General features: G+C 44.7%; 11 protein-coding genes. 9 read left to right on the top strand and 2 right to left on the bottom strand.

Annotated features, from left to right (window positions below):
* Window positions 1-313: 313 nt before the first annotated feature.
* Window positions 314-1,456 carry a tRNA epoxyqueuosine(34) reductase QueG gene (gene queG, locus BCT81_RS00900; protein WP_102422997.1) on the bottom strand — a complete coding sequence of 381 codons (1,143 nt, stop codon included), beginning with the start codon at window positions 1,454-1,456 and terminating at the stop codon, window positions 314-316.
* A gap of 222 nt (window positions 1,457-1,678) precedes the next feature.
* Between queG and tsaE the strand changes: the two genes are divergently transcribed.
* The 8 genes from tsaE to hflC all read left to right on the top strand — a co-directional run bounded on the left by tsaE (window position 1,679) and on the right by hflC (window position 11,223).
* Window positions 1,679-2,143, top strand: coding sequence for a tRNA (adenosine(37)-N6)-threonylcarbamoyltransferase complex ATPase subunit type 1 TsaE (gene tsaE / locus BCT81_RS00895; protein WP_004741294.1), 465 nt, complete (start codon window positions 1,679-1,681; stop codon window positions 2,141-2,143).
* Window positions 2,137-3,858 (top strand): N-acetylmuramoyl-L-alanine amidase, encoded by a 1,722-nt coding sequence (locus tag BCT81_RS00890; RefSeq protein ID WP_102422996.1) that lies wholly within the window; start codon window positions 2,137-2,139, stop codon window positions 3,856-3,858. Before tsaE ends, BCT81_RS00890 begins: the two co-directional genes overlap by 7 nt.
* A gap of 75 nt (window positions 3,859-3,933) precedes the next feature.
* Complete coding sequence (mutL, locus tag BCT81_RS00885; RefSeq protein WP_102422999.1) at window positions 3,934-6,126, top strand: DNA mismatch repair endonuclease MutL; 2,193 nt, start codon at window positions 3,934-3,936, stop codon at window positions 6,124-6,126.
* A gap of 142 nt (window positions 6,127-6,268) precedes the next feature.
* Entirely contained in the window at window positions 6,269-7,201 is a 933-nt protein-coding gene (gene miaA, locus BCT81_RS00880) for a tRNA (adenosine(37)-N6)-dimethylallyltransferase MiaA (protein ID WP_004741291.1), read from the top strand.
* Window positions 7,202-7,394: 193 nt separating this feature from the next.
* The gene (gene hfq, locus BCT81_RS00875; RefSeq protein WP_004741290.1) at window positions 7,395-7,658 is read left to right on the top strand and encodes an RNA chaperone Hfq; all 264 of its coding nucleotides are present in this window, start codon (window positions 7,395-7,397) and stop codon (window positions 7,656-7,658) included.
* A gap of 44 nt (window positions 7,659-7,702) precedes the next feature.
* The gene (gene hflX / locus BCT81_RS00870; protein WP_102422995.1) at window positions 7,703-9,010 is read left to right on the top strand and encodes a ribosome rescue GTPase HflX; all 1,308 of its coding nucleotides are present in this window, start codon (window positions 7,703-7,705) and stop codon (window positions 9,008-9,010) included.
* 27 nt (window positions 9,011-9,037) lie between these two features.
* Window positions 9,038-10,240: an FtsH protease activity modulator HflK gene (hflK, locus tag BCT81_RS00865; RefSeq protein ID WP_063524677.1), complete on the top strand. Its 1,203-nt coding sequence runs from the start codon at window positions 9,038-9,040 to the stop codon at window positions 10,238-10,240.
* 2 nt (window positions 10,241-10,242) lie between these two features.
* Entirely contained in the window at window positions 10,243-11,223 is a 981-nt protein-coding gene (hflC, locus tag BCT81_RS00860) for a protease modulator HflC (protein ID WP_004741287.1), read from the top strand.
* A 214-nt stretch (window positions 11,224-11,437) separates the two neighbouring features.
* On the opposite strand, the gene BCT81_RS00855 is transcribed toward hflC, so the two are convergent.
* Window positions 11,438-11,626, bottom strand: a complete 189-nt coding sequence (locus tag BCT81_RS00855) for a DUF2065 domain-containing protein (protein ID WP_004741286.1) — start codon at window positions 11,624-11,626, stop codon at window positions 11,438-11,440.
* Window positions 11,627-11,798: 172 nt separating this feature from the next.
* Between BCT81_RS00855 and BCT81_RS00850 the strand changes: the two genes are divergently transcribed.
* The gene (locus BCT81_RS00850; RefSeq protein WP_004741285.1) at window positions 11,799-13,115 is read left to right on the top strand and encodes an adenylosuccinate synthase; all 1,317 of its coding nucleotides are present in this window, start codon (window positions 11,799-11,801) and stop codon (window positions 13,113-13,115) included.
* The last annotated feature ends 129 nt before the right edge of the window (window positions 13,116-13,244 follow it).

The raw sequence follows: 13,244 nt of genomic DNA, 5'->3' as shown, positions 1-13,244 counted from the left end.
CAAAAAGATCTTTCTTGTTTTCAATATATTAGCCAAATCTTGATGTTTGTAACCTATTGTTTTCTATAAGTTTAGGTGCGTATGCGGGATTTGGTGAAAGATCGTTAACTTGTTGTTTTTTGATCTTAATCATTTATCGGTACTGTGTTTAACTTTGTGTAGGTGTCGGAAGTTTACGAGAGTTCTGAATTTTTTCCACATTGTCAAAATTGAGAACAAGGTCAAACATTGTTCTAAAATTATGTGCAACGAGTTGTCTTAAATATTGGACTGTTAGTAAGAGCTAGCCTGCCAAACATTGGCATATATAGGGCTAAGCATCTCTTGGTAGTCCTTTCTCAACAATACGTATCAGCCGGTGCTTTTTAGTTGCGACTTTGCTGTTACCTTTTTGAACCTCAATAATGCTCGGCAATTGCTGTAATTGTTTTTCTAAAGCCCACTCGATATGAACATCTAACATGTCGCTATTACCTCGGTGAGATTCTAACGTTTCAACAATACGTTGTTGGAATGGTGCATTACCCATAGCAACATAGATATTGCGTAACCATTGCGTATGGCCAATACGTCTAATCGCTGAGCCTTCCATTTTCTTTAAGAAGGTCGCTTCATCCCAGCTTGCGAGTAAAACGAGGTCGGCTTCTTTAAAATCTTCTCTACGGTGGAAGTCTTTTTGCTCAGTGATATCAGCGTGACGATTCCATGGGCAAACCAACTGGCAATCATCGCAACCATAGATTCGGTTCCCAATTGCTTCTCTGAACTCTTCTGGGATTACGCCATCGTATTCAATCGTTAAATATGAAATACATTTCCGAGCATCAACCACACCATCAGAAATAATGGCGCCGGTTGGGCAGGAGGTGATACATGCGGTGCATTTGCCACATTCGTCAACACTCGGCTCATCGACAGGAAGAGGGATGTTCACTAGTAGCTCCCCAAGGAAGAACCAAGAGCCCGCGTCTTTATCGAGTATGAGTGAGTGTTTGCCTGTCCAGCCTAGCCCTGCTTTTTGAGCGAGTGGTCTTTCTAAAATAGGCGCTGAATCGACGAAAGGACGAGAGTCTAAACCTTCGACCTCTTTTTCAATTTTTTGACCCAGCCTTTTCAATTGGTTACGGAACAATTTGTGATAATCGCGGCCTAAAGAATAACGGCTGATGTAACCTTGAGTGGTATCACTGAGGTTTGAGGCAAATTGAGCTTCTGGTGGTAGGTAGTTCATTCGGGCGCTGATCACTCGAATGGTTCCTGGGTGAAGTTCATTAGGACGTGCGCGCATCATGCCATGACGGGCCATCCAATCCATTTCGCCGTGATGACCTGCATCTAGCCATGCTTGAAGAGGGGCTTCATGTTCACTGAGATCAACATCGCAGATGCCAACTTTTTGAAAGCCTAGCTCTTTTCCCCAAATTTTAATTTTTTCAGCAAGATGGTCTAGATTCATGGCTTCATTCTTATAGAGATAAGGATAACTAAAATTCGGTTCGGCAAAAATGGGGGCGGATCTTAACGGATCTTAGTGGTGTTGACCAGAACAGACGTGTTTTGAACAGTATTTTTCATAGAACTTACACTTGAGTGCTTGTCTCCCAAAAGCATCACGGTTTACTATTCTTGTTCTTTTGATTTTTATATAGTCAACGATCGATTTTTAGAGAACGTATTCATGAGCACTAAACAATTTACTTTGAAAGATGAACAAGCAACGATTCAACTAGGAACGGAGCTTTCTAATCTTTGCTCACAGCAGACAACGATTTATCTGCATGGTGATCTTGGCGCAGGTAAAACGACGTTTAGTCGCGGCTTTGTAAAAGCACTTGGTCATCAAGGAAATGTAAAGAGCCCAACGTATACTCTAGTTGAACCTTATCAACTTGCAGATTGGCAGGTGTATCATTTTGATCTTTACCGCCTAGCCGATCCTGAAGAACTCGAGTTTATGGGGATTCGTGATTACTTTACGCCTGACGCGATCTGTTTGGTTGAATGGCCAGAGAAAGGCCAAGGACTGCTACCAGAAGCGGACATGGATATTGATATTCGTTACCAAGACGATCACCGTATTGTTTCTTTAACCGCTAATAGTGAATACGGACAGCGCTTACTTAGTCAGTTGGAGTTATGTTGATTTCTAGACGCCTTTTTCCAACAGTAGCCATGATGGCTGCTGTTTTCTCCTTACTATTTTCATCACTGGTTTCTGCGAATTCACTAAAAGGTTTGAGGGTTTGGCCTTCACCTGAAGAAACGCGTGTAGTTATCGATCTTAAATCTGAGGTCGACTTTAGCTATTTCACACTGAGCAGCCCAAGCCGCTTGGTTGTCGATTTAAAAAATACCGAATTGGCCACTAAGTTACCGGTGATGGTGAAAGACAGCCCAGTACTTTCTAAAGTTCGTAAAAGCTCTCCCCCACAGAAGGGAACCTATAGATTAGTTTTCGAATTGAAGAAATCTTCTAAAGCTGAGCTCTTTAAGTTGAGCCCAACACCGGGCGGCCAATATGGGCACCGCTTGGTTATCGATCTGCCTCATGGTGCGGCGAGCAAGAGCAAACCTGCTGCAAAACCAAGTAAGCCAACGGTAAGCAAAGACATCAATCAGGTTAAGCGTCAGAAAGATATTTTGATCGTGATTGATCCTGGCCATGGTGGTGAAGACCCAGGTTCGATTGGTCCAAGTCGTAAATATGAAAAAGATGCGACGCTAAGTATTTCAAAGAAGTTAGCTGCTCAATTGAATGCGGTTCCGGGCATCAAAACTCGAATGACTCGTAATGCTGACTACTTCGTAAACCTCAATCGACGTGTTGCTATCGCTCGTGAAAATGAAGCTCACCTGTTGATCTCGATTCACGCGGATGCGTTTACCACACCTCAACCTCGAGGCGGCTCGGTGTTTGTGCTGAACACTCGACGTGCGAATACAGAAATCTCCCGTTGGATTGAGAATAAAGAGAAACAATCAGAATTGTTGGGAGGCAGCGGCGCTGCTTTCACTAATAATATTGATGATAAGAACGTAAACCAAACCTTGTTGGACCTGCAGTTTAGCCACTCTCAGAAAGAGGGCTATAAACTGGCAACAGCGATTCTGTCTGAAATGGGTAAAGTCGCTAAGCTACACAACAGTAAGCCGATTAATACGAGCTTGGCAGTATTGCGCTCACCACAGATCCCATCGGTATTGGTAGAAACGGGCTTTATTTCAAACCCAACGGAAGAGAAGTTACTTTTCCAACGTTCGCACCAAGATAAGCTTGCACGTGCGGTAACTAAAGCTGTGGTGAAATACCTGAAAGCGAACCCGCCTGAAGGGATTATCTTGTCTAATGCGACATCATCAACAGGCAGTGTGAGTCAGCACAAGGTGTCTCGTGGTGAGTCGTTATCGGTGATTGCGAGTAAGTACGGCACATCGACACAAGCATTGATGAAGTACAACAATCTGAAGTCGAGTAGCCTAGCGATTGGCCAAGTGCTTAAGATTCCAGGCGGTGCTTCAAGCTCATCATCAAGCAGTGCGGTTAAAACTAAGACTATCACTCACACGGTTAAGTCTGGAGAGTACCTAGGTAAGATCGCTAGCCGTTATAAAGTGTCTGTGGCTGATATTAAACGTGAGAACCGTCTAAAATCAGAAACGGTGAGAGTGGGTCAGAAGTTACGTATTACGGTTGAGGTTAAAGATGTTCCTCTGCGCAAACATAAAGTCGCAAGAGGTGATTACTTAGGCAAGATCGCCGCGAAATACGGTGTGAGTGTGAACAGCATTCGCCAAGCGAATAAGCTCCGTTCTGATGAATTGGCGATTGGACAAGTGCTTATTATTCCTCATAAATAATCGAGTTTAACTAACATAGAAGTGCCTTATAAACATGGAAGGGCTTCTATGAATGGCAGTAAGGTAGCTATAAATATGACGATCAAAATACTGCCAGCTCGCTTAGCGAACCAAATCGCAGCGGGTGAAGTGGTAGAAAGGCCAGCCTCTGTTGTAAAAGAGCTGGTAGAGAACAGTTTGGATTCCGGCGCGACACGCATCGATATTGATATCGAGAAAGGTGGCGCCAAGATGATCCGTGTTCGTGATAACGGTAAGGGCATCGTAAAAGATGAGCTTGCTCTCGCACTAAGTCGTCACGCTACCTCTAAAATCCATACTCTTGATGACCTTGAGGCGATCGTCAGCCTAGGTTTCCGTGGTGAAGCGTTGGCGAGTATCAGCTCAGTAGCGCGCTTAACCATGACTTCACGTCCAGCCACTCAAGATCAAGCTTGGGCTGCGCACAGTGAAGGCCGAGACATGCAGGTAAAATTGCAGCCTGCTGCACACCCAATCGGCACCTCTGTTGAAGTGCTGGATCTGTTTTTCAATACCCCGGCACGCCGCAAATTCTTACGTACTGAAAAAACCGAATTCACTCATATTGATGAGCTGCTTAAGCGTATTGCATTAAGCCGCTTTGATGTGACGATCAACCTGCGTCATAACGGCAAGATGATTCGTCAGTACCGCGCTGCTAAGACAGAGGTCCAAGCCGAGAAACGCATTGCAGCGGTATGCGGTAATCCATTTGTTCGTCATATGCTTAAGATAGAACTTGAGCACCAAGGATTGAAACTTCACGGCTGGATTACTACGCCAGAGGGGGCAAGACAGCAAAGCGACTTACAATACTGTTATGTGAATGGCCGTATGATGCGTGACAAACTGATCAATCACGCGATTCGCCAAAGCTACGAAACCAGCTTGCGCCCAGACCAATTTGCAACTTACGTACTCTTCATTGAACTGGATCCGCATCAAGTCGATGTGAACGTTCACCCTGCTAAACATGAAGTGCGCTTTCATCAGGCTCGTCTGGTGCATGATTTTATTTATCAAGCACTGAGCGATGGCCTAGCACAAAGTAAGCAAATCGATGCGGCGCCTATTAATCAATCCGCTTTCCACCAATCAGAAGATCCTAGTTACCAGCAAGATAGTTCGGTGCCTGAAGGGGAAGAGACGACGAGTTTTAGTGCTCCAGAAAGCAATGTCCCAGCTCATTTGGAACACTCGCAGGTTTCTGAAAGAGTGCGACATGCGATTGAACAGACTCCAGCCTATCCGAGAAAGTCTGAATCTGAGCAAGCTTATGATCAGCCTCAGCACAGCGTTAATGATGGTGTTCAGCACTATGACTTAGCGTCTAACAGAGGTTCTTCAAGCAGTGGCTCTTCAAGTAATTTAGGTTCACTTGCTAACCGAAACTCGTCTGCTCGTGAAACCAGTTTTACCGGTTCACCTCGTCAAGAGTGGATAGAATCACGACCGGCTCCGAAGAAAGAGAAAGAGTCACATCAACACCACGCCGAACCTGCGCCTTCGAAGCGTGAGGTGAGCGCTTACAAAGAGTTATTGAAAACGCCAGATTTTGAGCGTCAAACCGTCGAGCCATCAGATGCTCAACAGCCGGTGACGCAAACAGCGCCAAGCGATACTGAACCGTCTCAACAGAAGCTACCTCAGGCGAAGCCAAGAACACCAGTCACTGAATTAGGTAAGGCGGTCTCGATTGTCGAGCGTCAGTACCTGATGATGGGCAACAAGAATGGTTGCGTATTGGTCTCCTTAGCTAAAGCGGAGTTACTGCGCGTTATTGGCCAGCTCGATACACGAAGCGGGGCATTGAAAAGCCAGCCATTACTGGTGCCTTTATCGCTTAAAATTGGCAATGAATTGGTTGAGGTAGCGAAGACATTAAACCAACCATTGTCTCGTCTGGGTATTGAACTTAAGGTTCGAAATAGCGAAGCCATTATGGTGATGGGGGTTCCTTCTCCATTAAGGCAGCAAAACTTACAAATTCTGATCCCAGATCTGTTATCGTACGCGGCTTCAATAAATGCCCAGAGTACAGTGAAGCAACCTGATGACATGTTGCCAGCTTTGGTTAACTGGATCGGGATTCAAACCGCACAAGTAAAAAGCGACTACACTTTATCTGAAGCGGTTCAATTAGTTGGGGAACTTGAACAACTTTGGCATGGTCTACTTCCATTAGATGATCCTGAGTTTGTTAATCCTATCGACTTTTCGGCGACTATTGCGGCATTTATGGCTTAGTTTATTGGTAAATTAAGCTTATTTACGGCTTAGGCTGTGTGTGATTTTATTTTTTACGATGGGACTTTTTTGAAAGCAAGCCTCTCGTGACAAAAGCCCTTTGCTATAAAGCGCTATAACTGAGAAACAAATACTAACTATCATGACTGAAAAATTACCTTTAGCGTTGTTTTTAATGGGCCCAACGGCATCAGGAAAAACAGATTTAGCTATCCGCTTACGTCAGAAATACCCAGTAGAGATCATCAGCGTCGATTCGGCACTTATCTACAAAGACATGGATATTGGCACCGCTAAACCGGATGCAGAAGAGCTTGCGCTCGCGCCTCACCGCTTGATTGATATTCTTGATCCAAGCGAAGCGTACTCTGCGGCAGATTTTCGTCGTGATGCACTAAAAGAGATGAACGAGATCGTTGCCCAAGGCAAGATCCCTCTTTTGGTGGGTGGCACTATGCTTTACTACAAAGCGTTGTTGGAAGGTTTATCGCCACTACCGGCTGCGGATCCTGAGATTCGTAAGCAGATTGAAGCGGAATCTATTGAGCAAGGTTGGCAAGCATTACATGATCAATTAAGAGAGATTGATCCCGTATCCGCTGAAAGAATACACCCAAATGATCCACAAAGGCTTTCAAGGGCATTGGAAGTTTATCGAATTTCGGGTAAAACATTAACAGAGCTAACTCAAACGAAAGGCGATAGCCTGCCATTTCGTGTAAAACAATTTGCAATAGCTCCCAAGGAAAGGAAGGAACTCCATCGCCGCATTGAGCTGCGTTTCGAGAAGATGATCGAAGCAGGATTTGAAGAAGAAATGAAGGCGCTGTACGCCAGAGAAGATCTTCACCCTGAATTGCCATCGATCCGATGCGTTGGTTATAGGCAGATGTGGGATTATTTAGACGGTAATTGTGATTTAGACGAAGCGGTTTTCCGTGGTGTCTGTGCAACCCGTCAGTTGGCCAAGCGACAGATCACCTGGTTGCGCAGTTGGGATGATTTAACTTGGTTGGATAGCGAAAACATTGATCAAGCGTTAGAAACTCTTTCAGATGCAATAGCATCTGATTAGTATTGCTGTGTATAATGTGATCGCTTTTGCGTGAATATACTCTGGAAAGGATCCGTTATTGAGGCTTTTTAAAATCACAGCCTTTCAATAACAACGGAGTTTTTTTATTCATTTAGCTCAGATGCAAAGGCCGCACCTTTTTGTGCACCACTAGCTAAATAATTACAACAAAATACAAAATAAGGAAAATAAAATGGCTAAGGGGCAATCGCTACAAGACCCATTCCTAAATGCACTCCGCCGTGAGCGCATTCCAGTCTCAATCTACCTTGTAAACGGCATTAAGCTGCAAGGCCAGATCGAGTCTTTCGATCAATTCGTGATCTTGCTGAAGAACACTGTAAACCAAATGGTTTATAAGCATGCGATTTCTACTGTGGTTCCTGCTCGTGCAGTAAGTCACCACAGCGGCGAGCAACGTGCTCCATCTGATCGTGCTGAGAAGACAGAAGATTAATCGTTCAATTAACACAGCAAATGCTGTGATAAGGAGTTGGTTGCTTGTTTGACCGTTATGAATCCGGTGAGCGAGCCGTACTTGTTCATATCAACTTCACGCATGAGGGAGAATGGGAAGACCTAAGCGAATGCGAAATGCTGGTCTCTTCTGCGGGGGTAGAAACGCTACAAGTGATTACTGGTAGCCGCCAATCCCCACTCCCTAAATACTATGTCGGAGAAGGTAAAGCCCTAGAAATCGCACAAGCTGTTCAGCTGACCGGTGCTGAAATTGTGATTTTTAACCACTCCCTCTCTCCTGCCCAAGAGCGAAACCTCGAGCAATTGTGTAAATGTCGTGTGATTGATCGCACGGGTTTGATCTTAGATATCTTTGCACAACGTGCGCGAACTCATGAAGGTAAGCTACAAGTTGAGCTCGCTCAGCTTCGTCATATCTCTACCCGATTGATTCGTGGTTGGACTCACCTTGAAAGGCAGAAAGGTGGTATTGGTCTTCGTGGTCCAGGTGAAACTCAACTGGAAACCGATCGACGTTTGTTGCGTGACCGTATAAAGGCAATATTACGTCGTTTAGCTAAGGTAGCTAAGCAACGTGAACAAGGGCGACGCGCTCGTAATCGAGCTGAGATCCCAACCGTTTCTTTAGTTGGTTATACCAACGCGGGGAAATCAACGCTTTTCAATCGAATCACTAGTGCCGGTGTTTATGCGGCAGACCAACTGTTTGCAACACTAGACCCAACACTACGTAAGATTGATTTGCCAGATGTCGGGCCTGCGATTCTCGCAGATACCGTAGGTTTTATCCGTCATCTACCACACGACTTGGTCGCTGCGTTCAAGGCTACGTTACAAGAGACGCAGGAAGCTGACATTTTGTTACATGTTGTTGATGCCAGTGATGACCGCTTTCGTGAGAACATTCAGGCTGTTCATGATGTATTAGAAGAAATCGATGCTCATGAAGTGCCAACCCTTGTAGTCATGAACAAGATTGACTGCATGGAAGACCAAAAACCTCGCATTGATAGAGACGAAGAGGGCGCGCCACGCGCTGTTTGGGTTTCTGCAATGGAAGGCGAAGGTATCGAACTGCTGTTTGAAGCTTTAACTGAGCGTTTAGCGAGTCAAATGGTTCAATACCGACTGTGTATTCCGCATCAACATCAAGGCCGAATTCGTAGTTTATTTTTCCAGCTGAAATGTATTCAACAGGAAGAGTATGATGAAAATGGTAACTTGTTGATAGATATCCGAATGCAACAGATAGATTGGTCTAAACTTGAAAAAAGAGAAGGGGCGCTCTTGGGTGACTTTATCGTTACCTCAGAGACTGCTACAGTATAACGTCATATCAAATGATGGAGCTTTCTAATGGCGTGGAATGAGCCTGGAAATAACAACGGCGATAACGGCCGCGATAATGACCCTTGGGGTAATAAAAATAATCGCGGTGGCCGAGATCAAGGACCGCCAGACCTAGACGAAGTGTTTAACAAGCTGAGTCAAAAGTTGGGTGGCAAGTTTGGTAAAAAAGGTGGGAACGGAAACGGACCATCTATTGGTGGTGGCGGTGCAATTGGCTTTGGTGTTATTGCCGTTATTGCTATTGCTATCTGGTTCTTCGCAGGTTTCTACACCGTTGGCGAAGCAGAGAGAGCAGTTGTACTTCGATTAGGTCAGTTTGATCGTATTGAAGAACCTGGTCTTAACTGGCATCCACGTTTCATCGATCAAATCAGCGATAGACAGCTAGTCAATGTTCAAGCGATTCGCTCACTGCGTGCATCAGGCACAATGCTAACCAAAGATGAAAATGTAGTGAATGTATCAATGGATGTTCAGTATCGCGTAACTGATCCATACAAGTATCTGTACCGAGTGACGGATGCGGACGATAGCTTACACCAAGCGACAGACTCTGCTTTGAGAGCAGTAATTGGTGATTCTCTGATGGATGCGATTCTAACCAGCGGTCGTCAGCAGATTCGCCAAAGCACGCAAGAAACGTTGAACCAAATTATTGATAGCTATGATATGGGTATCACGTTGGTTGACGTTAACTTCCAGTCTGCACGTCCGCCTGAGCAAGTTAAAGATGCGTTTGACGATGCCATTGCTGCCCGTGAGGATGAAGAGCGTTTTATTCGTGAAGCTGAGGCTTACAAAAACGAAATCTTACCAAAAGCGACAGGTCGTGCTGAGCGTTTGAAGAAAGAAGCGCAAGGTTACAGAGAGCGTATTACTAATGAAGCAGAGGGTCAGGTAGCTCAGTTTGAAAAACTACTTCCTGAATACGCTGCAGCTCCTGAAGTGACACGTAATCGTCTGTATCTAGATACAATGGAAGAAGTATATAGCAATACGTCTAAGGTTCTTATTGATTCAGAATCAAGCGGCAACTTGCTGTACCTTCCGATTGACAAGTTAGCCGGTCAAGATAGCGACAGTTCTAAAGCTCGTAAATCGAGAACAGGTTCTGCTTATGATGAGATTCAACTAGAGTCTGACCGTAAAGACGTTGCACCAAAATCTAACTCTGAAACTCGTTCAACATCACGTCAAGGGAGATACTAAGAATGCGTAAGTTAATGATCCCTGTATTAGTGATTGCATTGGCTCTTATGTTGATGTCACTGTTTGTGATTCCAGAAGGTGAGCGTGGCATTGTTGTTCGTTTTGGTCGTGTTCTGAAAGACAATAACGAAATCACTCGCATCTATGAGCCGGGTTTGCATTTCAAAATGCCGATGTTCGATCGCGTGCAGCGACTAGACGCGCTAATTCAAACCATGGATGGCCGCTCTGATCGTTTCGTAACCTCTGAGAAAAAAGACGTAATCATTGATTCATACGTAAAATGGCGTATTGAAGACTTTGGTCGTTACTACCTGGCGACAGGTGGTGGTAATGCAATGCAAGCAGAGGCACTACTAGAGCGCAAGGTAACTGATGTTTTACGTTCTGAAATCGGTTCTCGTGAAATCAAGCAAATCATTTCTGGTCCTAGCGACAAGAGTAAAGAGCTTGCAGACGGCGTTGAAGATGAATTAGCGAATGAAGCTGCATTGAAAGCGTTAGAGATTGATGGCGAACGTGATCAAATCATGCAAGAGGTTTTGGATGATACTCGCAAGAGCGCACTAAAAGATTTGGGTGTAAGAGTTGTTGACTTCCGTATTAAGAAGATCAACTTACCTGATGAAATTAGTGAGTCTATTTACCGTCGTATGCGTGCAGAGCGTGAGTCCGTAGCTCGTAAATTCCGCTCTCAAGGTCGTGAGAAAGCAGAAGTTATCCGAGCTCAAGCTGAGCTTGAGGTGGCAACCATTCTTGCTGAGGCAGATAAAACGGCTCGTGTGACTCGTGGTGAGGCGGACGCAACGGCAGCTAAGATATATGCGGATGCGTACAATCAAGACCCTGAGTTTTTCAGTTTGCTACGCTCTCTCAAAGCCTACAAGAAATCGTTCAGCTCTAAGAGTGATATTCTAGTATTGGATCCAAAGAGTGAATTCTTCCAGTACATGAATCAAGCAAGCGGCGCTCCAGTGAAATAAGCTGAGCAGTTATCGAAGCAGCAAATGCTGACCTTCAATAACAAGACACGCTAATACTTAAAAGGCTCCCATTGTGGGAGCCTTTTTGCTTTTTGGGATTCTGCATTTCATCTTGTCTTGAGATGTTATGAGAGAGTGGTTGCTCGAACTATCTTTCAGCTAGCAATACTAAGGAATTATACAGAGAAGTTATTCTGAGATGTGATGACGTGAATTAGTGGTGTGTCATAAAGGCGATCACGGCGCCAGCGACAACAAGGCAGCCACCAATGCGGCGCAATTGAGTATCGGGCTGCTCGCTTAGCTGAGCGACCATATTTCTCCAGCCATTTGGTGCGATTAATGGGCCAAGCCCTTCAACGATGAGAACAAGCCCAATTGCGAGCCAAATTGAATCAGACATGATGCAGCCTTATATCTATAAAAATATAATGATATCAGCATCTTTAGCGATCTGCCCTTCGTAATCGCTGTTTTATTTTTGTACAGCGTTAACGTTTATGAACAAAAAGTGACTGCAAGAAGTGTGATTCAGTGCTAGAATCCATTTTTAATTAGCAACAGAAATTGGAAAGATGGGAAATAACGTAGTCGTTCTAGGCACCCAATGGGGTGATGAAGGTAAAGGTAAAATCGTTGACCTTTTAACTGAAGATGCAAAATACGTGGTTCGCTACCAAGGCGGTCACAATGCAGGTCACACACTTGTAATTGACGGTGAAAAAACCGTTCTTCACTTAATTCCATCAGGCATCCTGCGCGATAACGTTAAATGTGTTATCGGTAACGGTGTTGTACTTTCGCCTGAAGCACTTCTTAAAGAAATGAAGCCTCTTGAAGAGCGCGGTATCCCAGTTCGCGAGCGTCTTTTCGTTTCTGAAGCTTGTCCTCTAATTCTTCCTTACCACATTGCTATCGACAACGCGCGTGAAATCGCTCGTGGTGCGAAAGCTATTGGTACAACTGGTCGTGGTATCGGTCCAGCTTACGAAGATAAAGTTGCTCGTCGCGGTCTACGCGTTGGTGACCTTTTCGATAAAGAAATGTTCGCTGAAAAACTTAAAGAAGTAATGGAATTCCATAACTTCCAACTAGAGCACTTCTACAAAGCTGAAACAGTAAGCTACGAAGATGTACTTGAGCAGTGCATGGGTTACGCAGATCTACTAACTTCAATGGTTATGGACGTAACTGACGAACTAGACGCAGCACGTAAGCGCGGCGACAAGATCATGTTCGAAGGTGCTCAAGGTACTCTACTAGATATCGACCACGGTACTTACCCATACGTAACGTCTTCTAACACGACTGCTGGTGGTGTTGCTGCAGGTTCTGGTTTTGGTCCTCGTCACATCGGTTACATCCTTGGTATTACTAAAGCTTACTGTACTCGTGTAGGTTCAGGTCCATTCCCAACTGAGCTATACGATGGTCTAGACAAGCAAGACCCAGTTGGTAAGCACCTAGGTGATGTTGGCCATGAGTTTGGCGCAACGACTGGTCGTCTACGCCGTACTGGTTGGTTCGATGCTGTTGCTATGCGTCGTGCAATCCAAATCAACTCTCTAACTGGTATGTGTCTGACTAAACTAGACGTTCTAGACGGCCTAGAAGAAATCAAGATCTGTACTGGCTACAAGATGGCTGACGGTTCTATCCTAGAAGTTTCTCCAATGGCTGCTGAATCTTTCGAAGAAGCAACGCCAATCTACGAAACAATGCCAGGTTGGTCTGAAACAACATTTGGTGCTAAGTCAATCGATGCGCTTCCACAAGCTGCTCTTGATTACATCAAACGTATCGAAGACCTAACAGGTGTGCCAATTGATATCGTATCAACTGGTCCAGACCGTAACGAAACTATCATCAAGGTTCACCCATACAGCGCATAATGCCTGATTGAGTGATTACCACTGCACCTTTAGTGCTTTGATAATTAAATCGTTTTCTAAAAGCCGACTTCCTTAAGTCGGCTTTTTTATACTTGTAATTTGAGGGACGATACCAATCACAGTAAGTAA

This window comes from Vibrio sp. 10N.261.52.A1 (assembly GCF_002876325.1).
In the GTDB taxonomy this organism is placed as follows: Bacteria; Pseudomonadota; Gammaproteobacteria; order Enterobacterales; family Vibrionaceae; genus Vibrio; species Vibrio chagasii.
The sequence above is the reverse complement of the archived record's forward strand: the minus strand, read 5'-3'. Positions and strand labels throughout refer to the sequence as shown.

Coding starts and splice junctions, on each gene's coding strand:
- miaA (WP_004741291.1), top strand. CDS start 6,269: ATGACTGAAAAATTACCTTTAGCGTTGTTTTTAATGGGCCCAACGGCA.
- BCT81_RS00850 (WP_004741285.1), top strand. CDS start 11,799: ATGGGAAATAACGTAGTCGTTCTAGGCACCCAATGGGGTGATGAAGGT.
- hflK (WP_063524677.1), top strand. CDS start 9,038: ATGGCGTGGAATGAGCCTGGAAATAACAACGGCGATAACGGCCGCGAT.
- mutL (WP_102422999.1), top strand. CDS start 3,934: ATGACGATCAAAATACTGCCAGCTCGCTTAGCGAACCAAATCGCAGCG.
- hflC (WP_004741287.1), top strand. CDS start 10,243: ATGCGTAAGTTAATGATCCCTGTATTAGTGATTGCATTGGCTCTTATG.
- tsaE (WP_004741294.1), top strand. CDS start 1,679: ATGAGCACTAAACAATTTACTTTGAAAGATGAACAAGCAACGATTCAA.
- BCT81_RS00890 (WP_102422996.1), top strand. CDS start 2,137: ATGTTGATTTCTAGACGCCTTTTTCCAACAGTAGCCATGATGGCTGCT.
- hfq (WP_004741290.1), top strand. CDS start 7,395: ATGGCTAAGGGGCAATCGCTACAAGACCCATTCCTAAATGCACTCCGC.
- queG (WP_102422997.1), bottom strand. CDS start 1,456: ATGAATCTAGACCATCTTGCTGAAAAAATTAAAATTTGGGGAAAAGAG.
- BCT81_RS00855 (WP_004741286.1), bottom strand. CDS start 11,626: ATGTCTGATTCAATTTGGCTCGCAATTGGGCTTGTTCTCATCGTTGAA.